This window comes from uncultured Stenotrophomonas sp. (assembly GCF_913778665.1).
Lineage (GTDB): Bacteria > Pseudomonadota > Gammaproteobacteria > Xanthomonadales > Xanthomonadaceae > Stenotrophomonas.
In genome coordinates, this window is record NZ_CAJYVQ010000011.1 from 399,089 (window position 1) to 420,958 (window position 21,870).

Genomic DNA, 21,870 nt, shown 5'->3' on the forward strand with positions numbered 1-21,870 from the left:
CTACATATCATTCATACGCCATACGCATGACCAACCTTGCCGCTGGCGCCGATCGCCTGGATCTACTGCGCACCTTCCTGCGGATCGTCGATGCTGGCAGCCTGTCTGCCGCCGCTGCGCAGCTGGGCACCACCCAGCCAACGGTCAGCCGCCGCCTGCAGGCACTGGAGCGACAGCTCGGCCTGCGCCTGCTGCAGCGCTCCACCCACGGTCTGCAACTGACCGAGGACGGCCTGCGCTGCCAGCGTCACGCGCAGCGCGTGGTTGACGAATGGGAGTCGCTGCAGGCCGAACTGAACGGCGAACCGGAAACGCTGCGCGGGCGCCTGCGGGTGATGGTGCCGCACGCCTTCGGCCAGGCGCAGCTGCTGCCGACCATGCTCGCGTTCCTCGCCCAGCACCCACAGCTGAGCCTGGAGTGGATCCTGGAAGATCGTCGCCCGGACTTCATTGCCGAGGGCATCGATTGTGCGGTGCGAGTGGGCCCCGTGGACGAGCCGCGCATGGTCGCACTGCCGCTGGCCGAGGTGCCGCGCATCGTCGTAGCGGCGCCGTCGCTGGTGGATGCCAAGGCGATCAGCACGCCAGAGCAGGCCCAGTCACTGCCCTGGATCTCGCTGGTGACCTATTACCGCGAACGCCTGCTGCTGCATGACGCGCAGGGCCGGGCGCATACGCTGTCAATCAGCCCACGCCTGCTCAGCGACAACCTGTTCGTGGTACAGCAGGCTGCACGCGCCGGGCTGGGCGCAGCGGTGGTCTCGGCCTGGCTGGTGGCCGACGACCTCGCACAGGGGCGGCTGGTGCAGCTGTTGCCGGACTGGCAGGCTCCAGCACTGCCAGTACACGTGGTATTTCCTGCGGCGCGCCAGCAGCCGCCGCGGCTGCGCGCCTTCATCGATGCGATGAAGGCCGCACTGCCGCAGCTGCACGGCATGCGGCCGGCGCCTCGCTAGGGCGCCGGCCACATCGGCGTGGATCACTTTGGGGGTGCAGGTAGATCCACGCCATGCGTGGATTCCGTCCAACCCCGCAATCAGTCAGCTTTCGCCGCCTCCGCGTTCCACGCCGCGACCTTGGCCTTTGCATCGGCCAGCATCTTGTCCAGCGCGGAGCGGTCATACACGTTGCCGCGCAGGATCACGCTGTCGATCTTCTCGGTGGCGGCGATGTCCTGCAGTGGGTTGGCGGTCAGCAGCACCAGGTCGGCGGCCTTGCCCTGCGCGACACCACCGTAACGGTCCATCTGCCCGAACCAGGCCGGGCCGGAACGGGTTGCGGCCGACAACGCCTGCGGCGCGCTCAGGCCCTCCTTCACGAACAGCTGCAGTTCCTGGTGCAGGGCGATCCCCGGGAAGTTGAACGAATTGAGGAAGCCCGCATCGGTGCCGGCAATGATGGTCACGCCGGCCTCCTGCAGCATCGGCAGCACTGCAGCTACTTGGTGGTACTGCGCGTGGCGCGCTTCGATCTGCGCCGGCGTCGCCTTCGCCGCGCGGTCCACGCGCCACTGGTAGGTCGCGCGCAGGCCGGGGCCGATGTAGGCCAGGTACGGGTCGTTGGCGTGGTCATCCTGGTCAAGGAAGTCGAGGATGCGGCCACCGTTGAGGGTCGGCGTCACGAACACGCCACGCTTGGCGAAATCACGGTAGGCATGCATCGCCGTGTCACGGTCGAAGCTGGCGTTGAGGCGGCGGTTGGCTTCGGCGCGGTCGATGCGCCCGGCACCGAAGTCGGCGGCGATCTTCGCTTCGTCCTTGCTGCCGGCCTTGAACGCATAGTCCAGATGCTCGATCGACGCCAAGCCGGCATCGACCGCCTGCTGCACGGTCAGCGCCATCGGAATATGGCCCGAGGCCTTGAAGCCGGCCTTGCGCGCGGCGCTGGCCGAGTACAGGAAAAGCTCGGGCTTCAGCGTGCTGTCGGTGATCTTCACGAAATCTACCTTGTCGTGCCGCAGGCGAGTGATCGCCTGGTCGACGTCGGCCTTGCTGCCCACCTCGATGGTGCCCTTCCATACCGGCTTGATGCCTTCGATCTTCGCGCCCGAGCTGAGCAGGCGCGGGCCGAACAGGGTGCCCTTGGCAATATCGCCGCGCCACTGCAGCACCTGCTCGGGAAGGTCGCCGGAGCAGTCACGCACGGTGGTGATGCCGTGCGCGATGTAGAGCGGCAGCAGTGCCTTGTTCTCTTCGATCAGCGCCGGGCCACCGCCGAAGTGCACGTGCATGTCCCACAACCCCGGGATCAGGTACTTGCCGTTGGCATCGATCTGGCGGTCGGTGTTCCACTGGCTGCGCAGCTGCGCATCCGGACCGACCGCAACGATGTCCTCGCCACGGATCACCACGCTCTGCCCCGCCAGGCTGCGGGCGTGCTCGACATCGACCACGGTGGCGTTGCGGATCAGCAGGTCGGCACGCTCCGCCGCCGCGGCCAACAGCGGTGCAGCGGCAAGAAGAATGGCGAAGAACAGTGGGCGGGAACGGAACATGGACAGCATCCTGGTGGGCACGCGCAACGTGCGGGGTGGAAGGGGTCAGGCTTCAGCGCGCCGCGCCGTGCTGACGCAGCAGGGTTTCGATGGCGGAGTAGCCGCGCTGACGGGCGTGGGCCAGCGGTGTAACGCCCTCGCCATCGGCCAGCTCGGGATCGGCGCCGGCGTCCAGCAGCAGCTGCACGATCTGCACGTGACGCGGCCCGCCATCGCCGAGCAGGATCGCTTCCAGCAGTGCCGTCCAGTGCAGGCGGTTGACGTGGTCCACCGCCACACCTGCGCGCAGCAGCGTGCGCACGGTGGCGACGTGGCCACGCTCGGCGGCAGGAATCAGCGCGGTGCCGCCATAGCGGTTGGTGCTGCGCAGGTCGGCGCCGTGCGCCAAGGTCATCGCCAGGATTTCATCGAGGCCACGCGCACCGGCGTACAGGTAGGCGCTGTCCTGCAGGGCATCCTTGGCATTGACGTCGGCACCGGCCTCGATCAACTCGCGCGCGGCATCCACGTTGTTGGCATGGGTGGCCAGCAGCAGCGCGGTGCGGCCTTTTCCGTCACGTGCCTCCAGATCGGCGCCCTGTGCGATCGCCTCGCGCACGGCCTCGGCATCGCCGCGGCTGGCGGCATCGCGCAGGCGCGCGCCCCCGTCAGCCTTGGGGGTCGCAGTGCAGGCAGGGGTGACCGTGGCCAGAAGGCATAGCAGCAGCATGCGCGCCATAGGTGCGGGCCAGCGAAGGGAACGACGGAAGCGCATGGCAGTGTCTCCTCATGTCCGTCGCCACGGAACGCCGCGTGACGGTAGCAACGGCCGGGCATTGCCGGCCTCTGCCCTGCATGGTAGAAGTCGCCCCGGGTATCCAGAAGTGAAATGTTCAAATGCAAGACAGTGCCAAATCGAATAGAACCCTGTTCGAGCTGGACCTGCTTCGGGCGCTGGTGATGGTGGCCGACTGCGGCAGCTTCACCACGGCGGCTACGCGCCTGCATTCAACCCAGTCCACGGTCAGCCAGAAGGTGCGACGGCTGGAAGAGCTGGCCGGGCACCGCCTGCTCGAACGCGGCCACCGCGACGTGCACCCCACTGACGCCGGCCACACCCTGCTCGGCTACGCGCGGCGCATGCTCGACCTGAACGAGGAAATGGCACAGGCGCTGGCCGGGGCCACGGTGGAAACCGCCGTGCGCATCGGCGTGCCGGAGGACTTCGTCAACGCACAGACCACACGCATGCTGGCGGCCTTCAGCCGCCGCCACCCGCAGGTGAAGCTGGAGATCAGCAGCGGGCTGAGCCGTGACCTAGCACACGGCTTCGACCACGGCGAGCTGGACCTGGTGCTGGTCAAGCAGCGGCGCAACAGCCGCCAGGCCGTGCACTGCCGGCGCGAGCCGATGCACTGGATCGACAGCCTGCGCAGCAGCAGCCTGCAGCACGACCCGCTGCCGCTGGTCACCTTCCCGCCGCGCGGGCTGTACCGCGACGAGATGATCCACGCCGTGGAAGCGCTGGGCCTGCGCTGGCGCATCGCCTTCACCAGCTCCTCGCTCAGCGGCATCCAGGGAGCCGTGGCCGATGGCATCGGCATCAGCCTGCTGCCGCGCCGCGCGGTCAATCGCGAACACCGCATCATCGATGGCGAGCGCAACCTGCCAGTGATCGACAACTATGAGATCGGCCTGCTGCACCGCGCCGACGCCGATGACGCGCTGCGCGCGCTGGCCAGTGAACTCTGGCGCCAAGTGCAGCGCGAACCGGACTGATCGAACCGTACGGGACTGGCGCATTGATCACCCGTGCAGCGGCCGCTGGAGCCCAGCACGCTGCAGCGCGTGGTCGATGCAGGACTGATCGATCGCACCGACAGCGATGGCTGGAAAGCGCTGGGGGTGGCGTTCGGCGATACCCTGGCCCAGCGCGTGCCGGGCCTGGCCTGTGCACGGCAGGTCGACGCCATGGGCGGATGCAGCCATCCTGCGACCATGCTCGTCCACGCATGGCGTGGATCTACAGCCAGCGGCCGTCGACCACCACGCGGCGTTGCGCAGGTACGGCGGCCACCGCCGCCGGGCCATGATCGGCGCGTACCGCTACAAAGGTCGCCGGCAGGCCTTCGGCGATGCCGTAGCGCGGCAGCCCGACCACCTGCGCCGCGTGCGTGCTGACCATCTCCAGCGCCAGCATCAGGTCGGCGTCGGTGTAGAAGCCGGAACGGTAGCCGAGCAGCATCGCCCGCTGCAGCAGATCGCCATTGCCATATGGCCACCAGCAGTCGCGGATGTTGTCGTTGCCGGCAAACACGCGCACGCCCGCCTCGTGCAGCGCGCGCAACGGCGGGAACGGATGGTCGCCCGGGGCATTGCTCATGATCGCCACACCGGCCGTGGCCAGTGCCTCGCCCACCTGCAGCGCGCGGGCCAGCGGCACTTCTCCCAACGCGTATGCGTGGCTGACCGCGACCCGCCCCTGCAGGCCGGCGGCACGGGTGCGCGCGGCAATCCGCAGCAGCTGGGCCAGGCCGGTTTCGCCAGGCTCGTGCAGATGGATGTCCAACTGCACCCCATAGCGCTGGGCCAGTCCGAACAGCAGTGCCAGCTGGCCTTCCGCGTCGCCGTCCAGCGTGGTCGGGTCGATGCCACCGAGCACTTCCACGCCCGCCGCCAGCGCCTGTTCCAGTACGGCCGCCGTACCCGCGCGGGACATCACGCCTGCCTGCGGGAACGCCACCAGCTGGATGCGCATGATGTCGGCGCAGCGCAATGCCGCCTCGCGCACCGCCTGCAGATGGTGCAGGCCGGTGCTTGCATCGACATCGACGTGACAGCGCATGGCCACCGTGCCGAAACCGCTGCACTGACGGATCAGGGCTTCGGCGCGATCGGCCATGGGTGCGGCGGTGGCCAGTGCGGCCTTCTCCACCGCCAGCCGCTCGCGCAGGCTGTTGACCGGCTGGTGAGGGTGCCAGCCGTCGCCAACGAAACTCTTGTCGAGATGGATGTGGCCGTCGACCAGACCAGGCAGGACGGTAAAGCCGGTCAGATCGACGCTTTTCGCACCTTCGGCCGCCTGGGCATCGCCATTGAGGCCGCTGATGCGGCCGTCACGGATATGGAAATGCAGCGACGCGCCGGCGCGATCCACGCCGCCGTGAACGAACTGAAGCGTCATCGGAAACTCCCGCAAAGCCGTGTCATGCAGCCATCGTGCGCCTCGGCATGGCCATCGGCCAACGAAATATCTGGATGCCACGCATTCACCAGCACGATGAATGCATCTGCGTCAGCCGGTCGCAGCCACGCCGTGCACACCGCTGAACGGGTACCATAGGCGCCTGTTTCCGTTGTGATGCCGCATGGGCCCGTCCGACCGCCACGATCGTCTCCGCCGCTGGCAGGCCGCGTCCCTGCTTGCTGCTGCCCCGATGGCCAGCCTATCTGCCACGGATGCGGCCGCCACCGCGCCGCTGCAGGCGCCGCCTGGCCAACAGCGCATTGCATCGGCTGCGCTGGTCGAGCGGCTGCACCAGCGTGTGCTGTCCGGGCAAAGCGCCACCGCCACCCTGGAATACTGGTGCGCCGAACACGGCCTGGCCCAACAGGCGCGGGTGCGCGCGGTGCGTATGCACGGCCAGGACAAGCCTGCGCCGGCCGACGTGCTGCAGGCACTGGGCGCAACGCAGCCTGGCACCGCCCTGCGCTATCGCCGCGTGCAACTGGTCTGCGGCAGCCGCGTGCTCTCCGAGGCAGACAACTGGTACCTGCCGGACCATCTCAGCCCGGCGATGAACCAGGTGCTGGACAGCACTGACGAACCCTTTGGCCGCGTGGTCGGCCCGCTCGGCTTCCAGCGCCAGACACTGGCCGACCAGGCCTTCTGGCCACCGCGTGGCGAAGGCGACCACGGCGTGATCCTGGAAGTGCGCGCCCTGCTGCGCGATCGCCAGCAGCAGCCCTTCAGCTACGTCATCGAGTCGTACCTGCAACAGGCACTGCCCTAGGCGACCGGCGCGCGCCATCACGGCGGATATCGACACAGCAGAAGGCCCGGCATTGCCGGCCCTTCTGTTTGCCAGCCGGATCAGCGGAACCGGTAGTCCAGCTGCAGCCAGTACTGGCGACCATACGGGTCGTAGTTGCCGACCGGATAGAACGGCCAGCCGCCGCCATTCCTGTCCGCCGGCGGGCGGCTGTCACGCAGGTTGTTGACGATCACGCCCACCGACAGGTTCTCGCCGAACTGACGGAACACGCTCGCGTTGTACGTCATGTACGGCGCGATGCGGCCACTGCCATCGGTCTTCGGCAGCGAGCCGAAACGATTGCCGTACAGGGTGGTGGTCCAGTCGCCCTGGTTCCAGGTGATGCTGCCGTTGGCCTTGCTGCGCCACTGGTAGTCATCCAGCGAGTTGCGGATGTCGCGCTCGGGGTCGTCGGAGAACTGCTTGTAAGTGTGCTCCAGCACCACGGTGTAGGCCAGGCGGGTGGTGAAGCGGCCATAGCGGCCGGCATCGAAACGCCAGTTGCCCTTCAGGTCCAGGCCGCGCACCGATTCGGATGCCGCGTTGATCGGGTTGATCAGCACGCGGGTCACCTGGTCCGGCTGCACCGTGGCATTGGACGGATTGCGGATCACCCGCGACAGCGCGTCCTGGCACAGCGGCGAACCGATTTCGCGCGCTTCGCCGCCGAGGGTACGGCCCAGCCGGCAGTCGGCCTCATCACGCAGGATGCGGCTGGTGTCGAGGCTGGTGACCTCGTTGTCGATGCGGATGTCGTAGTAGTCAGCACTGAAATCCAGCCCGGCCAGCGGTGACCAGACCACGCCGAAGCCGTAGGATTTGGCACTTTCCGGTTGCAGCTGCGGATTGGCACGGTTGCTGTAGTCGATCGACAGGCCGCTGTAGTCGCAGTTGGCGTACGCCTGGCCAGCGGTGCGGCAGCGCCAGTAGTCGGTCATGCCCGGGTTGTAGCCGCGGGTCTCGGTGGCGAACACGTAGTTCATGTCCGGTGCGCGGAAGCTGGTCGCCGCGGAGCCGCGGATCAGCAGGCTCTCGATCGGCCGGAACTCGACGCCGACACTCCAGGTCGCCTTGCCGATGTGTTCGCCGCCGGCTCGATACTGGTCGTAGCGACCGGCCAGGGTGGTGGTCAACGACTGCAGCAACGGCAGCTGAAGTTCAACGCCCGCCGCGTAGCGATCGCGGTCACCACCCGCACCGATCCCGGCGCTGGTGTTCCAGAACTCGCCGGTGCCCAGGCGCGGGTCCGGGCGGTTGCGGTAACCCTGGCTGCCGGACTCGATCACCGCCGCCAGCGCGGCGTCGCCGCCGGGCAGCGCAAACAGGCGGCCGTTGATGCTGGCGCTGAAGGTCTGCAGCCATGCCGCATTGTGGCTTTCCTGGTACCCGGTCAGGCCTTCGTACTCGTTCGGCGTCAGCGGCTGGAACAGGCGCGCCGGGTCAGGCGCATAGACCTCCACGCCGTAGCGCACGCCCAGCTTCGGGCCGAGCAGGTACTCGTTGATGCCGGCCAGCAGCACCGGGCGACGGGTGCGGTTTTCATAGCGGGAACGGCTGTAGACCGCTTCGTAATCCCAGCCGCTGTCGCCGATCTGGCCGCGTGCACCGACGTTGAACGACCACGAATTTTCCAGGAAGCGGTTGGCATTGCGCGGTAGGCCGCCGATTTCCTCCGGCGCGAAGCGGCGGTACCAGCTTTCCAGGTTGCCGGTGGTCTGGTTATAGAAGTAGTTGCGCGCCGAGGTCCAGGTCGGGGCACGGGTGTTGTTGGTGATGCGCGCACTGCCCACGGCGACGTCGGCGAACAGGTCGGTGTGCTCGTCCAGATGGAAGGTCGCCAGGCCATACCCGTTGAGGTTGCGCTTCTGGGTCTGTACGGTCCAGTAGCTCGCCGCCGCTTCGTTGCTGCCGCAGTACCAGCCCTGGCGCGGGTTGTTGGCGCGGAACACGCTGCCGCCATAGATGTCCGCCGCAGCATCGCATCCGCTCACGCCCGGGTCGATGTTGCGCCCGGTGGCGGCATTGCGCCGGTAGGCGATCGCCGTCGCCTGCGGCGCCTTGCCGCTGGGATCATCATCCAGCGAATCCATGAAGTCGCGCTGGCGCGCGTGGATCGCCTTGCGCACGTCGAACTCGAAGCCGAACAGGGCCTCCCAGCGTTCGCCAGAACTGCCACCGACCACCTGCACGCGCTGATTGTCGCCTCCGCCCTGCTGGGTACCGCCTGCACGCACGTTGACGTCGACGCCGTCGAAGCGGTCCTTGAGGATGATGTTGACCACGCCAGCGATGGCGTCGGAGCCATACACCGCCGATGCACCCGCGGCCAGCACCTCGATCCGCTCGATCAGCGCACTTGGGATGTTGGCCAGGTTGACCACGTTGACCGAACCTTCGTAGGCCAGCGGGTAGTCGGCCTGGCGGCGGCCATTGACCAGCACCAGCGTGCGATTCGGGCCGAGGCCGCGCAGGTTGATGGTGTTGGCGGCCGGCGTGAAGGTATTGCCGAAGTCCTCGCCCTGCACGTTGCCGGTGTTCTCGGTCAGCGCGCTCAACGCATCGAAGGCATTGCGATAGCCCTGCGCATCGATCTGTTCACGGCTGATCACCGTCACCGGCGACGGTCCCTCGATGCTGGCGCGCGGTATGCGCGAGCCGGTGACCTTTACTTCCTGCAGTGACGTGGGTGCGCTTTCCTGCGCGAAGGCCGGCAGCGAGACCAGCATCAGGGACGACAGCGCGAGCACCAGCGGACGCGGGCGCAGCGCCTGGAAAGAGGCGGACATGGGCTTCCTGGGGGAGTTGGGCGGGTGGTACGGGGCCAGCGACCTGTGCGGCGCATAACGATCCCGTAACGAAAGTGTCCTGAACGGATGGTTTCAACGGAAATGATCAGCCCTGATGGGCTTATGCCTGAACCGAATCAGTCGTTCCCTGCCCCGCCCGCACGCTTTTGCAACGAATTGAATGGTTCCGCGCGCCGACGACTCGCATCGTGCCGGGATGAACGACACGACCTGCCACACCCACCTCAACCCGTTGCGTCCGGTCCTGCGCCGACATCTGCTGCATCTGGCGGCCGCACCGGTCACCCTGCGCTCCTTCCAGCGCAACGATTTGCCGCGCTGGCGCGTCTTCGACGACCGCCGCCAACGCACCCAGCAGCGTCATCCCGGCATTGACGAGGAAGCGCGGTTCCTTGCCAGCATCCATCGCTCCCGGCTGGAGCAGGACAACGACAAGCTGGTACTGGGCGTGTTCGACGATGCGCAGGGCGCCCTGATCGACCAGCTGCATGTGCGCCTGCAATCACTGCACTCGCGCTGTGCCGAACTGCAGTCGCTGCACCACCAGCACGTCTATCCGCAGCAGGCCCTGCAGGCACTGTGCCCGTTCCTGTTCGACAATGTTGGCCTGCACCGCATCTTTGTACTGCTGCCGCCGGGCTGCACCACGCCCTTCGCCCAGGCCCTGCAGCGCCAGGGCTTTACCCATGAAGGCATCCTGCGCGATTACCACCTGGATGTGGAGGGATGGCACGACCGTCAGTTGCTGGCGCTCACTGCCCCCGCGTGGCGCAACGGCCAACAGCGGATCGGCTAGCGTACCCGCTCCAGCGCATCACCTGCGCCGGTCAGCACCGCGCAGGCATGGTCCTGCAGCTCTTCGCCGCTGGCCTCGTTGCCGCTGCCTGCATCCACACGGGTAGCGAGCAGGATGAAGCCCGGGGCACCCTGCACATTGTCGCGACCGGCCACCACCAGGCTCCACTGGCCGACATCGTCCACCCCGCTGAGGCCGTAGGCCAGCAGATTGAGCGGATTGGCGGTCAGCTCCGCCCCGGGCAGCAACCGCGTCTGGTAGGCGTGCCCACGCAGCGGCACCGGCAGCGGCGCCCACTGCGTGCCAAGCGCATCGCTGTGGGCGTCCAGGGCCTGCAGCACATCCGCGCGCAGGCAGTCGACATGGATATGCAGCTGGTGCTGGGACCGGCCGTGCGGCGAGTTCAGCGCCAGGCTGGCCACCGCACGCGGCAGCGGCCGGCCCAGTGCCTGTTCGGTATGGCGGCGCGCCTGCCAGGCCGCGGCGAAGTAGTTCGGCGCGCCGCGCTGGTACAGGCGGCGGTTCTCGATCCCACTGACCTTGTCCAGCGGCATCAGCAGGAACTGGTAATTGCCATGCGCGTCCTTGACCAGCACATCGCGCCGGTCCGCCGCGCTTTCCACCCGCAGGCAGTCACCGCGAGGTCCCTCGGCGCCACGGCAGTCGCGTTCGATCAGCCGCCACAGCGCGTCGGAATGCGCCGGTGGCGGTGGCGCACTGGCACAGCCCGCCAGCACTGAAAAGGACAGGGACAACAGCAACGGCAGACGGGGCACGGCATTCACATCAATGGCTCGGCCAACGGCCGCGGCGCGTAGTGTAGCCCGCCCTCTCAACCAGGCACCGCCTCGGCGGCTTCGGCCTTCTCCTCCACCTTGCCCGGCGTATACTTGGTGGCGCCGAAGTAAAGCACCCGCCACTGGCTCAGGTTGCCGATGAACCAGTGCGCCACCGAGTCGTGACCGTAGCCGTCGAAGAAGGCCTCCACCTCCGGCGGCAACAGCGTGGTGTTGTCCCACGACTCCAGGGTCACCCGCTCGGCCATCGTCAGCGTCGCGCCACGCTCGCGGCGGCGGCGCAGGCTGACGATCTTGCCCAGCATCGTATCGTTTTCCTTCTCCAGGCCCCGGCGTTGCTTGCTCACCGCCGAAAGCTCATCGCCGCGCGCCTTCAGTTCGTCGGAAACCCGATTCCATTCGGCCGTCTTGTCCGCATTGCCCTGGTCGGCCAGATGCAGGTTGTCGTTGCCCCACGGCGACGGCAGCTGCGACTGGCGCCGGCGCAGGGTCCGCACCTGCTCGCGCAGTGCTTCTTCGCGGGCCGCGAGCCGCTGCATCGACGGCAGTCTGTCACCGCGCGCCACGCGTACCCGCAGCCAGCGGTACAGCAGCTCCATGTGCGATGCCTGCACATCCTCCATCCGCCCGCGCTTGACCCGCACCGCCTGCAGGTAGGCGTTGAACACGGCCTGCAGCTCCGGGTCCTGCTTGTCGAACTCGGCCTTCAGGAACGGCTCCAGTTCACTCACCGGATGGAGCAGCACGCCACCGGCCTGCGCCATGTCGTACATCTCGTTGAGGGCAAAGCGCGCAATGCTGTTCTGGCGCCCCTGGTGTTGCGGGTCATAGCCGCCGCCCACATCCGAGTGCACACCCGGGAACCAGATTTCCACCGTATTGGCCGGGTAAACCGCGTGTTCCCGCGTCGAATCCAGCGGGAACTGGCCGCGCAGCTCATGGGCAGCGGTCATGTGCACCGACTGCTCCACGATTTCCGGAACCGCCATGCCTTCGGCCCAGCCGGTGTGTCCGTTGCGGTAGTTCACCGCCGCAGCCGCCAGGCTGGGCCACACCGAGCACACCGTATCGAACACGCCCATGAAGCCGATCCGCAGCGGGATGCGTTCGCGGTACAGCCAGGTGCCATCGGCCTGGCGCCGGCAGCGCGCGGCCAGGTCGCGGGCGAACGCGCGTGCCGATGCCGCGCCGCGCGAGAAGCCCAGCACCGACACGCTGACCACCAGGATACGCATCGGCTCGGGCTGGCTGTCGATCAACTCATCCAGTGCCTGCAGCGCGAAGTCGATGCGCTCGCGCCCACCCTTGCCGATCGACAAACCGAGCAGGCCGCCGCTGTCCCCCACTTCCGGGCAGGGCGTACCGACGCCGGCCAGATACTGGCGCTTGATGTTCCGCGTATCGTCCTTGTGCGAAATGAACAGCCGGGCGATGTTCGACAGAGCGCGCTCGTCCTCCCCCTTGGCCAGCTCTTCATCGCGATTGTTGCCGGTACCGTCGAAGAACACGCTCAGGTGCAGGCTCTGGGTACAACCGGTGGTGGCTGCTTCCTTGTCGGGCACCGTGCGGCACATCGCTTCCTGGCGACGGCGACGCTCGGCATCGCTCAACGGACGCGTGCCACGGGCCAGCCGCGCGGTGCGCGCCGTGCCCTCGGCCTGCGCGATCGGATCAGGGGTACCGGGTTCGAGATCCACCTGGCCCGGAATCGCGGTCGGATCAGTACTGGTCATGGTCCTTGTGCTCCTTCGGCACCGGCATGCGTCGCACGTCCCATTTGTTCACGCCCTTGTCCAGCAGCTCGGCCTCGACATGGCCGTCGGTATAGAAATGCAGCAGCAGCGTGGCCGGGTTGGGCGGGTACGGCGTCTTCAGCGGCACCACCGCTTCGCGCGGCACGCGGTGCCCCTCGCTCAGGTAGCGGTTGGTGGCCAGATCGTAGCGGTTGGCCTCGATCCAGCGCACCCGCACGCTGTCCGGCCCCTTGCCGCGCGGCGCGCGCGGCCCCATCCCGGAGCCGCCGTTGGTGTAACCGCTCACCCCTCCCAGAAACTGCCCATCGACCCGCACATCGGCCAGGTAGTACGGGCTGTAGTTGAACGCGAACAGCGACATGATCGGCGTCTTGCCGCGCGCCATCGCCCGGCTGCAGCCAACGCCCATCACCAGCAGCGCGATCACCGCCAGCGCGCTCCACCACAGGTACTTGTTGCTCATCATCGCGGTCTCGCTCCGTTCAATCCCAGCTTTCTTCCAAGGGCCAGACTTCGTCACCGATATCGGCCGCACTGCGCCGCCCGCTGGCGAAATCCTGCAGTCGCTGCCGCCAGGCCGGGTCCTCGCCAAGATCCACACCGGCCAACAGCGTCCAGGTGGCCACCATCACCACGCGGCGGCTGTCTTCGATACCGGCCGTGGCGGCCGTCGCCACCGCGCGCCGCAACACGGTGTACCAGCGCTCGCGTGGCAGCCGTGCCAACAGTTCCGGGTCGGTCAGCTGGAAGTGGTCGATCAACGTGTAGGGATAGCTGGCGTCGATCAGCGCGCGGCGCTGCGCGGCCTCCAGCACCCAGGGCGCATCATGCGGATCCTGCACGCTGTCCTGCAGTTCCAGCTGCGCCCAGCGCAGATCGTGGCGCAGGTACCACCAACGCTCTCCCAGCGACAGGAAAGCGCGGCACTGGGTTTCGTCCAGTACCTGCACCCACCACGGCAATACGCGTGCATCGAAGAAGCGCGCCAGGAACTCCTTGCCGTTGGGGAAGCTCGCGTCCAGCCGCCGCTGCAGGCGCTGCAGCAGCGCCTCGGCGCCCAGCGTCGTCTCGATCACGCTGAGCAGACCCGGCGAACGTGCCTGCGCGGCGGCGCGCTGCAGGAAGCGGTCGATGTCGATGCCGGCCGGCAGCCGCGCCAGGAACACGCTGGCATCATCGGTGCCGTCGGCCAGCAGGCCGTCAAACAGCCGCAGCGGCGTCCACGGCAGCGCGCGCAGCAGCTGCAGCGGCTGCTCGCACTGCGCGCCATCCAGCAGCACGAAACGCTGCGCGTCCGCGTCCAGTGGCGGCAGCACAAGTGGAGGAAACTGCCAGTCCTGGCGCACGCTCAACCTCCCTTCGGCGTCAACGGTGCGGCCCGCTGTGCCGCCAGCAACAGGCACTCCTTGCACACCGACTGGGGGAACATCGGCAGCGGGTAGCGACCGCCGCCACCGGGCAGGAACGACTTGCGCCCGGCGTGCACGGTGATCCGCCCCGGCGCATTGAAAACGATGTTGCCGTCGCTGATGGTGATGCTGGCACCGGCTGCGGTCGCCACCTGGACGGTGCGGCCGGCCCCGATCTCGATGGCCGCCTGTGCACTGGCGGCGTGCAGCGATTGCCGGGCCTGCACGCCGACCTGATCCTGCTGCGCCTTGATGTCCAGCACCTGCGTCGCGCTGGCCAGTGTCAGCGTCGGCAGCCGGGTATCGACGCCGGCCATGCTCGCGGCCAGCACACCGATCGCCTGCCGGCCATGCCAGCGCGCCTGTCCCATCACCGTCGCATCGCTGTGCTGCCCACTGCCCAGCACCAGCGTTTCGCCCGGCGTCCAGTGCAGGCCCTGCCCCGCTACGATCACCGCCCCTGCCGGCGCGGACAGGCCCAGCAGCGCGTCACCGGTATGCGGTACGCGGCCGTCGGCGGCGTCGCTGCTGCGCTGCGGGGCCGCACCTGCGGCCTCCTGCAGCGCCGCGCCGGGCACCGTGCTGCCTACGCTGGCCAACAGCACCGGCAACGGCGCGCGCGCGCCGTCGAGTGACGAGCGCTGAGGCGACTGCACGCCCAGATGCGATGCCGGCTGCACCGTCAGATGGCTGTGCGCCGCCGCAGCCTGGCGTTGCGCCAGCGCCGCCAGCTGTTTCAGCAATGCCGCCGATTGCGGTGCGGCACCGGCCGGCTCATGGTCGCGGTGCGCATACGCATCCAGCCACAGCCCGCGTTGCCCGCGCACACTGCCCCACGCGTCGCTGCGCAGTTCAAAACCGGTGCCGCGCAGGCTTCCACGATGGTTGTCGGCCTGGTGCCGCAGGTGCCCCAGGCTCAACGCCGAGCCTTGCTGGCTGCTGGCCAGCTGCGCCCGCAGCTGCTGATCGCTGTCGTCGAACTGCAGACGGTTCCAGCCTTCGCCCTGCCATTCGCGCGACTGCACGCCCCACAACGCACCGGCATGCCGATGCGCCTGTTCGCCACCGGCGGCCGCGTGCCACGCCGGCGCCTGGCCGCCGCCGAGGTTGGCCTGGGCACTGCCGGCGCCATCGCGGGCCTGCGCATATGCGGTGGTATCCGATTCGGTACTGACGCCTGCCGGGCTCGGCGCCACACCGGCTTCGCCGCGCCCGTTGTACAGCGCACCCAGCACCACCGGGCGATCGATGTCCCCTTCCAGGAAGCCGACCAGCACCTCCTGGCCGATGCGCGGCAGGAACTGGCTGCCCACCCCTGGCCCGGCGTAGCGCTGCGCCACCCGCAACCAGGCGCTGTCCGCGCCTTCCGCCGCTTGCTGGAAATGGAAACGCACGCGTATCCGTCCGAGTGTGTCGGCATGCAGCTCGTCACTGCCGGCGCCCTGACCGGCCACCACGATCGCGGTCTGATAACCGGGCGCCAAAGGCCGCGGATTGCGCCGTACACCGGTGCCATCCTCCAGCACCGGCCGCCAGCGCCGATCGCGTGCGAGCGCGGTGAACAGGTTGCTGTAGCCGTGCGCTCGCGCCTCGGCCTGTAGTGTGTCGTCGGCGGCGTGGAGGGTTTCGAGCGCGGCCATCGCCTGGCGCAGGTCGACCGGCAGAGTGTTGACGCCGACATGCTCGATGCTGACCAGCAACAATTCCGCCGGCAGCTCGCCCGGCAGACCGGTCAACACCCAGGCCTGGCCGGCATCGGCGCTGCGCACGCTGCCCCGGCCTTGCCATTGCAACGCCTGCGCCTCCATCGCCTCGGCGACCAGGTGGGCGTGATGCTGCAATGCGTCGGCGTCGGCGAACGCGTACGCGCCGGTGGCATCGTAGTCCTCGCGCGGCGCTTCGCCACCGCCCTGCACCGGCAGCTGCCCCATCAACGACCGGACGCTGCGGTAATCGCTGCTGTGCAACTGCACGCGTGTACTGTGCAGCCGGCGATGTTGCCCGAGCTGCTGCACGCCATCGCAATGTTCGCTGGCATCGGCGCGATGGAAGCGGATTCCGCCGCCCGCCTGCGACTCTGCGGACTCGGGAAGCAGCGTCGAATCGGCGAACAGCAGCACGCTGTGCCCGGCCGTTGCCTCTCCGGTCTCCTGCACGCACCAGCCCAGCCCTTCTTCGGCCAGCAAGCGCTGCACGAAGGCCAGATCGGTCTCGCGGTACTGCACGCAATAGCTGCGCGGCCGGGATGCGGCCAGCATCCCGTCGACCTCATCGCTCCAGCGCCAATGCGCATGCTGCGAATGCCTCTGGAACACCGCGTCCACGATCTCCCGCACGCTCTGTTCCTGGAACACGCGGCTGCAGCGGGCCTGGTCGAGCCACCAGGTCCAGTCACGCAGCGTGACGCGATAGCGCGCCAACCCGCCGTCAGCGCCCACGCACTGCGCATCGGCGATCACGCCGTGACGCGGCCAATCCTGGCCATCGGCCAGTCGCACATGCAGGCAGGCGGGCTGCCCCAGCCAGTCAGCCAATGGCAACGTGGCGTCCAGCGCGAGAACATCGATCTGCAGATGCCGCCCCTGCGACAGGGCATCACGCCCGTGCCACTGGTCGACCACGACCGCCGGCATGCCGGGTAGATCCAACCGATACAGGCGGCTGCCGGCATCAAGCGCTGCCGCCTGCACCATGAGGTTGCGAATCGCTTCCATGGCGTTCCTACCGTTGCTGCCCTCCGCGATGCGGCAGGCAGGTCCTTCCCCTGTAGGCTGACGGTAGCAGATGGAAAACGGCAGCGCACGCGACCGCCGTCACACCGGATTAACGTTCCGGATCAATAGGTTCCGTAGGACACTTCGACGATCACCGGCTTGCCCGTGCCCTGTACTTGTTGCAGGGTGAAGCGGTCCAGCGCACTGCTGTCATCGCCCAGCGGCGTACTGCGGAACTGCAGGCGATAAGTTGCCCCGGCCTGCACGCTGCCATCGGGCAGCAGGCGTGCGTCGGCAGGCAGCAGCAGGCCTCCCAGATCGCTGTAGGCCTCCGGCGCATCGCTGAACCCATAGTCGACCAGTTCGCCGACGCGGCGCATCTCGTACACCCGCGTCGGCCAGGGGCGGGCCGTGCTGCGGCCGTTGCGCAGGTCGGTCACCCACTGCTCGGGCAACTGATAGACCTTGCGCAGCGCCGTGTCATCCAGTTCGGCGCTGGCCACCTGCAGGCAGCACACCAGCCGCTTGCTCTCGCGGTCGTAGATCGAGAAACGCGCATCGCGCGCCACCGGCGTCGGCAGCAGTGCGAACGGGACGTCGCGCAAGGCGGGCTCGGCACCATCGCGGGAGCCCAGGTTGCGCCAGCCGCCAAAGGCCGGTTCGGCGGCCTGTGCCAGCGGTGCGGCCAGGCAGAGAGCCAACGCCAGCCCACAGGTGGCGCGTCCGATCCAGTTCTGCATCTCGTTCATCCATCGATGGCGTCAGGCCAATCAGTTTCGTGAGGATGCCATGAAGATGGAGCGGTCGCCACGTCGAGCAGCCCGGCTCGTTCAGCCGGGTCCATCGATCGCGCCTGAACGCTGCGGCTACTGCATGTACTGCGTCGTGTGGCCGGTGAACCTGACACCGTCGAATCCGAAGCAGAAACGCCCCTCTTCGAATGCCCGGTAGACGAGCAGTGCGCCGCTCACGCAGAACGTATCACGCGCAGCGGATGTCTCCACCGTGCCATAGGTGCGCGCGCCGTCCTTGCCCACCAGCGGGCCCGAGAACGCATCGATGGGCAACGGATACACGGTACCGTCGCGACTGTCGATAAGGACGATGGAGCGCTGGAAATACTCCTTGCGCTCATCCAGCTGGGCCAGGATGTAATGCCGGTTGAAGTTCGGCGCCTGGGTAAGGATGGCCTGGTCGATCTGCGCGCGATGCTGCGCATCACAGAAGTCCACCGGGCTGTATTCGTATGAGCAGCCGGAGTGCGGATAGCTCATCACAACGCCTGCGTAGGGCGCGTTGTGGGTCGCAGCAGGTGCCGGTGCGGGTGCAGCTTCGGGTGCCGTGTCGGAGGCCGGTGCAGCCGGCGCGGGTGCCGCGCTGGACGCGCCGGACCCGGTACAGGCTACGGACAGGCAAAGGACCCCCGAGCAGGCGGCCACAAGTACGCTCCTGGCAATCTTCACACGCGTCACTTCCGACTCTCCGCAATTTCCATCAGTAGTTCCCTCAGTCCACGTGTCGAACCGGCGTTGGCACTGTTGGCCGCACCCTCATGGTAGGACAGGTTGCCGTCGGACACGTTGTCCTTCTTGGTCTTGTAACCCTTGGGTGCCGCAATCGATGCCCACTCCTTGGCGGCCGCGTACTGTGCATCGTCGACGCTGCCGGTGCCATTGCGCACGAAGTTCGCCAGCGCGCCACCGCCCGCCTTGCCGAGCAGGTACTCGGCGAACACCCGCTCCTGCAGCTCCGCATCATATTTTTCCGCACCGGTCAGGCCCATCGCCTCCTTGGCCGCACGCAGTGTCTTGATGATGGTCTGGTATTTGCCGGTGGCGAACATGCGGTTGCGATCGGTGCCGTCCAGCGCATCGGTCGCGAGGATCTGATCGATGGTCTTGCCGGTCACCGTGCCCGCCGGGGCATGCACGAAGCTGAAACCGACCTTGTCACCCGGTACATTCTTGGTACCGGTGTTGTACGACTCGTAGCCACCCTCACCGTGGGCAATGATGTCGCCCAGCCGGCGGATGAAGTCGCCGCCACTGACCTTGATGCCCAGCCCCATGAAGTTGCTGATCATCGCCAGCGGGTGGAAATGGAACACCTCCAGCGAGGTCGGGAAGTCCTTCACGCCCTTGAGCGCATCCCACCATTGCAGGTTGCGGATGCGGACCTTCTCGCCAGCCCATTCATTGCCCTGCGCACGCAGCATCATGGCGTCCAGTTCGTCCCACTTCTGCATGCCGCCGCCCCACTCGCTTTCGTAGCGCGCGATCAGCCGCTGCAGGTAGCGGGCCAGCAATGGATTCTGCTGCGCCTGTTTCAGTTCTGCCGGACTCAGGTCGCCATCGTTGTTGGCGTCCAGCAACTGGTAGATCTTGCGATGCAGCGAGCTGCCCCTTACGCGGTCGGCGCGCATCTTGTGATCGGCCTTTTCGGCAGGCTGCGAGCGCGCCATCTGGAACAGCTTCCACGCCATCAGGTCCATCGGCGTCAGCTGCCCTTCCTCGACATATTCAAAGCAGGGCCACGCCCACGGAGACTCCCATCGCGTCAACGGGTGGTCCTTCTGGCAGACCCAGCCGCTCGCCTGGTCGGTGGAAACCCACCACCAACGGACGCCCTTGCTGTCGGTTGCCACCGACTTGCTTTCCAGCGCATCCAGCTCGACACGCGCCATCACACGGGCCAGCCTGCTCGGCGCGGTGGTCAGGTTGTCGATCCGCAGGGGATAGGCATTCCATGCCGGGACATCGGCCGGCAATGCGGTTCCCGCCGGCGCCGTGGCCAGGCGCGCACGCTCGGCCCACAGCTCGTCGGCAAGCTGAACCAGCACCTCGCGATCAGGCCAGCTTGCGCCCGTCTTGGCATCCTGGGTGCGCTCGCCCTTGCCGCTGATGTACCACCCGGTGAACTGCTCGCCTCCGGCATAGCGCCGGGTCTTCTCGTTGAATTTTCCCAACGCCTTGCGTGAGGCCTGGCGGACGACGCACTTGTGCACTTTCGCCCACGGTCCCTTCGGGCTGTCAGCAGCCACCACGACCATCGAACCCGCCGCGAGCGTGGCGTCGCTGGCCGCCGGCGTGACCAGCTTCACCCCGACCTCCAGCACCAGCATGTTGCGCTCGTTCTCGGGCCGGGTGGCCGCATACGCACGGCTGCGCCCGATGAAGCCGGGCACATCGCCGCCGCTGAACATTTCCAGGTGCAGCATGCTGCGCATTCCCGGCGACGGCGAGGCGCGCGCTACCGCAAACGTCTGGTATTCGCCGATCTGTCCGATGATGTCGCCGGCCTTCACCGGGAACGGCTTGTCCAGCACCACCACCTGATCCACCGGGTCGGCCTTGTCGAACACCGCTTCCATGCGCGATAGATAGACCCAGCCGGTTTCGGCTCCGGGCTTGACCTGCCCATCAACGGCTTCAGCGGCGATGATCTCGCCTTCCAGCAGCTCACCGATGTGGCCCCAGACGCCCTTGCCCACCGCCTTTGTTTCGGTGAAGCGTACGCGGGCACCCTGCGCCAGCATGCCCAGCAGCTTTCCATTCGGTTCGGAGCGGATGTTCAGGCCTTTGCGCCCCTTGATGACGGGTGCCACGGGTGTGCTCGCCGCCGTCGCGCTGGCAGCCTCAGGGGCCGTCGTGGCAACCGAGGCACCCGGTGTCGGCAAGCTGCCGTACGGCACCCGCTGTGGCGTCGCCTGCTCCGCAGCGGCTTCCAGACCGAAACCGCGCTGCCCGATGCTGGCCTGATCGCCGACCGGAGCCTGGCCCCAGCCGCCACCCAGCGGCGACTGGCCCAGGCCGAAGCCGCGGTCGCTGGAAAACGGAGAGCGTGGCAGCGCGAAGGGATCGACCGCCGGCGCTTCCTGCGGCGGCGGCGGGGGCGGAGGTGGCACCTTCTGCGTGTCTTCGGCGGCAGAGGCGGTTACACGGTAGGTGCTGTCGCCTTTCCAGTACTTCGCACGCGGAATCTTCTCGTCCTGCCGATAGCCACGCCAATCCATCAGGTGCATATAGAGACTGAACAGGACCAGGGTTTCCGGCTTGCTTTCTGTCCGTTCGGGCGTCGCTTCGACCTTGGGCACTTCGGTTTTTATGCCCTTCTTCTTGTCCTTGGCCGCCTCGGCTGCCGCCGCTTTCTGCGCCTCCTTGGCGTCCGCGGCAGCCTTCTTGTCCTCGGCCTGCATCTTCACCGCGATCGCCGAGCGCATCTGCGCGGAGCGGGTCTGCTCTTCAAGGTCGGCCGTCTCGCTTTCAGGCTGGCAGGCCTTCAGCTGGGTGCTTTCAGGCAGCACCAGGGTATGCCTTACCAGCGTGAAACCGGTGGAGTACAGCGCCTTGAGCTGGTTCTCGCGGAACTGCACCGCCGGATAGGTGGAGTCAAGTTTGTAGGCCACCACCTCGCCATCGGCGATGCAGCGCACGCCACTCTTCTCGCCCAGCTGTGTCGGGCCCTGCGCCAGCTCGTTCGCGGTTCCATCGCCGAAATGAATGCCGCCGTGCCAAAGACTGTTGCCGCCGACCGGATAGAACCCGTCTTCGGCACCGCGCATGGCATGCATGTACGCCGCCAGGCTGCGCGCCTGCTCGCCGTCCTTGAGCAGGAACGGATACCCGAACGCGCCGGAGACGGCCTCGCCATCGGGGAAATCGAAGGTCGCCGGATCAACCGTCTTGTGCAGCACCAGCTTCCCGGACTCGGCGAACGGATGCACCTCGAAATGCAGGTGATTGCCCGAACTCACCCCGCCTGTCATCCCCACCGGCCCGAGCGGATCGCCCTTCTTGACCTTGTCCTTCACCTTCAGCGGCGACGCAGCCGACATGTGCGCATACATCGTATGCACCACCTGGCCGCGGATCATGTGCTCGATGGCAATCGTGTTGCCGTACCCGTTCATCCAACCGGTGTAGACCACATGGCCGTCGGCCGCCGCCGGAATCGGCGTGCCCGCGGGCGCGGCCCAGTCCTGTCCTTCGTGGCGCTTCACCGTGCCCAGCGTTGGATGTTTGCGGGCCTGCGACCAGTTGCTGCTTACCCGGAACGGCGGGCCAGGGTTATACGTCGGCATCGTGCT

The 21,870-nt window shown here is 67.5% G+C and carries 16 protein-coding genes and 1 pseudogene; 5 read left to right on the top strand and 12 right to left on the bottom strand.

Features of this window, described 5'->3' with window-relative positions:
* Positions 1 to 26: 26 nt before the first annotated feature.
* Positions 27 to 956, top strand: a complete 930-nt coding sequence (locus tag QZ853_RS17130; protein WP_295575737.1) for a LysR family transcriptional regulator — start codon at positions 27 to 29, stop codon at positions 954 to 956.
* Positions 957 to 1,036: 80 nt separating this feature from the next.
* Here QZ853_RS17130 and QZ853_RS17135 read toward each other — a convergent pair whose 3' ends face one another.
* Together QZ853_RS17135 and QZ853_RS17140 are read right to left on the bottom strand one after the other, a co-directional pair.
* Positions 1,037 to 2,494 carry an amidohydrolase family protein gene (locus QZ853_RS17135; protein WP_295575739.1) on the bottom strand — a complete coding sequence of 486 codons (1,458 nt, stop codon included), beginning with the start codon at positions 2,492 to 2,494 and terminating at the stop codon, positions 1,037 to 1,039.
* A 52-nt stretch (positions 2,495 to 2,546) separates the two neighbouring features.
* On the bottom strand, positions 2,547 to 3,248 hold the full coding sequence (locus QZ853_RS17140; RefSeq protein ID WP_345777912.1) for an ankyrin repeat domain-containing protein: 702 nt from the start codon (positions 3,246 to 3,248) through the stop codon (positions 2,547 to 2,549).
* A gap of 122 nt (positions 3,249 to 3,370) precedes the next feature.
* On the opposite strand from QZ853_RS17140, the gene QZ853_RS17145 reads away from it, so the two are divergent.
* Together QZ853_RS17145 and QZ853_RS20595 are read left to right on the top strand one after the other, a co-directional pair.
* Positions 3,371 to 4,252, top strand: coding sequence for a LysR substrate-binding domain-containing protein (locus QZ853_RS17145; RefSeq protein WP_295575743.1), 882 nt, complete (start codon positions 3,371 to 3,373; stop codon positions 4,250 to 4,252).
* Between the two features lie 30 nt (positions 4,253 to 4,282).
* Positions 4,283 to 4,423: pseudogene (locus QZ853_RS20595) on the top strand (DUF3806 domain-containing protein); the annotation flags it as partial.
* A gap of 73 nt (positions 4,424 to 4,496) precedes the next feature.
* Here the strand turns inward: QZ853_RS20595 and QZ853_RS17155 are convergent.
* Positions 4,497 to 5,657 carry an amidohydrolase family protein gene (locus tag QZ853_RS17155; protein WP_295575745.1) on the bottom strand — a complete coding sequence of 387 codons (1,161 nt, stop codon included), beginning with the start codon at positions 5,655 to 5,657 and terminating at the stop codon, positions 4,497 to 4,499.
* A 184-nt stretch (positions 5,658 to 5,841) separates the two neighbouring features.
* Between QZ853_RS17155 and QZ853_RS17160 the strand changes: the two genes are divergently transcribed.
* Positions 5,842 to 6,486, top strand: a complete 645-nt coding sequence (locus tag QZ853_RS17160; protein ID WP_345777913.1) for a hypothetical protein — start codon at positions 5,842 to 5,844, stop codon at positions 6,484 to 6,486.
* Positions 6,487 to 6,566: 80 nt separating this feature from the next.
* Here QZ853_RS17160 and QZ853_RS17165 read toward each other — a convergent pair whose 3' ends face one another.
* A complete protein-coding gene (locus QZ853_RS17165; RefSeq protein WP_295575749.1) occupies positions 6,567 to 9,293 on the bottom strand; it encodes a TonB-dependent receptor in 2,727 nt (908 codons plus the stop codon).
* A 217-nt stretch (positions 9,294 to 9,510) separates the two neighbouring features.
* On the opposite strand from QZ853_RS17165, the gene QZ853_RS17170 reads away from it, so the two are divergent.
* Complete coding sequence (locus tag QZ853_RS17170) at positions 9,511 to 10,110, top strand: GNAT family protein (protein ID WP_295575751.1); 600 nt, start codon at positions 9,511 to 9,513, stop codon at positions 10,108 to 10,110.
* On the opposite strand, the gene QZ853_RS17175 is transcribed toward QZ853_RS17170, so the two are convergent.
* The 8 genes from QZ853_RS17175 to QZ853_RS17210 all read right to left on the bottom strand — a co-directional run bounded on the left by QZ853_RS17175 (position 10,107) and on the right by QZ853_RS17210 (position 21,864).
* A complete protein-coding gene (locus tag QZ853_RS17175; protein ID WP_295575753.1) occupies positions 10,107 to 10,886 on the bottom strand; it encodes a CDP-diacylglycerol diphosphatase in 780 nt (259 codons plus the stop codon). The two genes, QZ853_RS17170 and QZ853_RS17175, sit on opposite strands and share 4 nt — an antisense overlap.
* Positions 10,887 to 10,942: 56 nt before the next feature.
* Positions 10,943 to 12,640: a DUF2235 domain-containing protein gene (locus QZ853_RS17180; protein WP_295575756.1), complete on the bottom strand. Its 1,698-nt coding sequence runs from the start codon at positions 12,638 to 12,640 to the stop codon at positions 10,943 to 10,945.
* The gene (locus QZ853_RS17185) at positions 12,627 to 13,124 is read right to left on the bottom strand and encodes a hypothetical protein (RefSeq protein ID WP_295575759.1); all 498 of its coding nucleotides are present in this window, start codon (positions 13,122 to 13,124) and stop codon (positions 12,627 to 12,629) included. Before QZ853_RS17185 ends, QZ853_RS17180 begins: the two co-directional genes overlap by 14 nt.
* A gap of 19 nt (positions 13,125 to 13,143) precedes the next feature.
* Complete coding sequence (locus QZ853_RS17190) at positions 13,144 to 14,007, bottom strand: DUF4123 domain-containing protein (RefSeq protein WP_295575762.1); 864 nt, start codon at positions 14,005 to 14,007, stop codon at positions 13,144 to 13,146.
* A 2-nt stretch (positions 14,008 to 14,009) separates the two neighbouring features.
* The gene (locus tag QZ853_RS17195; RefSeq protein WP_295575765.1) at positions 14,010 to 16,784 is read right to left on the bottom strand and encodes a type VI secretion system Vgr family protein; all 2,775 of its coding nucleotides are present in this window, start codon (positions 16,782 to 16,784) and stop codon (positions 14,010 to 14,012) included.
* Between the two features lie 122 nt (positions 16,785 to 16,906).
* On the bottom strand, positions 16,907 to 17,524 hold the full coding sequence (locus QZ853_RS17200; RefSeq protein WP_295575769.1) for a decarboxylase: 618 nt from the start codon (positions 17,522 to 17,524) through the stop codon (positions 16,907 to 16,909).
* Positions 17,525 to 17,650: 126 nt separating this feature from the next.
* Positions 17,651 to 18,058, bottom strand: coding sequence for a hypothetical protein (locus QZ853_RS17205; RefSeq protein WP_345777914.1), 408 nt, complete (start codon positions 18,056 to 18,058; stop codon positions 17,651 to 17,653).
* A gap of 194 nt (positions 18,059 to 18,252) precedes the next feature.
* On the bottom strand, positions 18,253 to 21,864 hold the full coding sequence (locus QZ853_RS17210; RefSeq protein WP_295575772.1) for a M23 family metallopeptidase: 3,612 nt from the start codon (positions 21,862 to 21,864) through the stop codon (positions 18,253 to 18,255).
* Between the last annotated feature and the right edge of the window lie 6 nt (positions 21,865 to 21,870).

Coding starts and splice junctions, on each gene's coding strand:
- QZ853_RS17130 (WP_295575737.1), top strand. CDS start 27: ATGACCAACCTTGCCGCTGGCGCCGATCGCCTGGATCTACTGCGCACC.
- QZ853_RS17135 (WP_295575739.1), bottom strand. CDS start 2,494: ATGTTCCGTTCCCGCCCACTGTTCTTCGCCATTCTTCTTGCCGCTGCA.
- QZ853_RS17140 (WP_345777912.1), bottom strand. CDS start 3,248: ATGCGCTTCCGTCGTTCCCTTCGCTGGCCCGCACCTATGGCGCGCATG.
- QZ853_RS17145 (WP_295575743.1), top strand. CDS start 3,371: ATGCAAGACAGTGCCAAATCGAATAGAACCCTGTTCGAGCTGGACCTG.
- QZ853_RS17155 (WP_295575745.1), bottom strand. CDS start 5,657: ATGACGCTTCAGTTCGTTCACGGCGGCGTGGATCGCGCCGGCGCGTCG.
- QZ853_RS17160 (WP_345777913.1), top strand. CDS start 5,842: ATGGGCCCGTCCGACCGCCACGATCGTCTCCGCCGCTGGCAGGCCGCG.
- QZ853_RS17165 (WP_295575749.1), bottom strand. CDS start 9,293: ATGTCCGCCTCTTTCCAGGCGCTGCGCCCGCGTCCGCTGGTGCTCGCG.
- QZ853_RS17170 (WP_295575751.1), top strand. CDS start 9,511: ATGAACGACACGACCTGCCACACCCACCTCAACCCGTTGCGTCCGGTC.
- QZ853_RS17180 (WP_295575756.1), bottom strand. CDS start 12,640: ATGACCAGTACTGATCCGACCGCGATTCCGGGCCAGGTGGATCTCGAA.
- QZ853_RS17185 (WP_295575759.1), bottom strand. CDS start 13,124: ATGAGCAACAAGTACCTGTGGTGGAGCGCGCTGGCGGTGATCGCGCTG.
- QZ853_RS17195 (WP_295575765.1), bottom strand. CDS start 16,784: ATGGAAGCGATTCGCAACCTCATGGTGCAGGCGGCAGCGCTTGATGCC.
- QZ853_RS17200 (WP_295575769.1), bottom strand. CDS start 17,524: ATGCAGAACTGGATCGGACGCGCCACCTGTGGGCTGGCGTTGGCTCTC.
- QZ853_RS17205 (WP_345777914.1), bottom strand. CDS start 18,058: ATGAGCTATCCGCACTCCGGCTGCTCATACGAATACAGCCCGGTGGAC.
- QZ853_RS17210 (WP_295575772.1), bottom strand. CDS start 21,864: ATGCCGACGTATAACCCTGGCCCGCCGTTCCGGGTAAGCAGCAACTGG.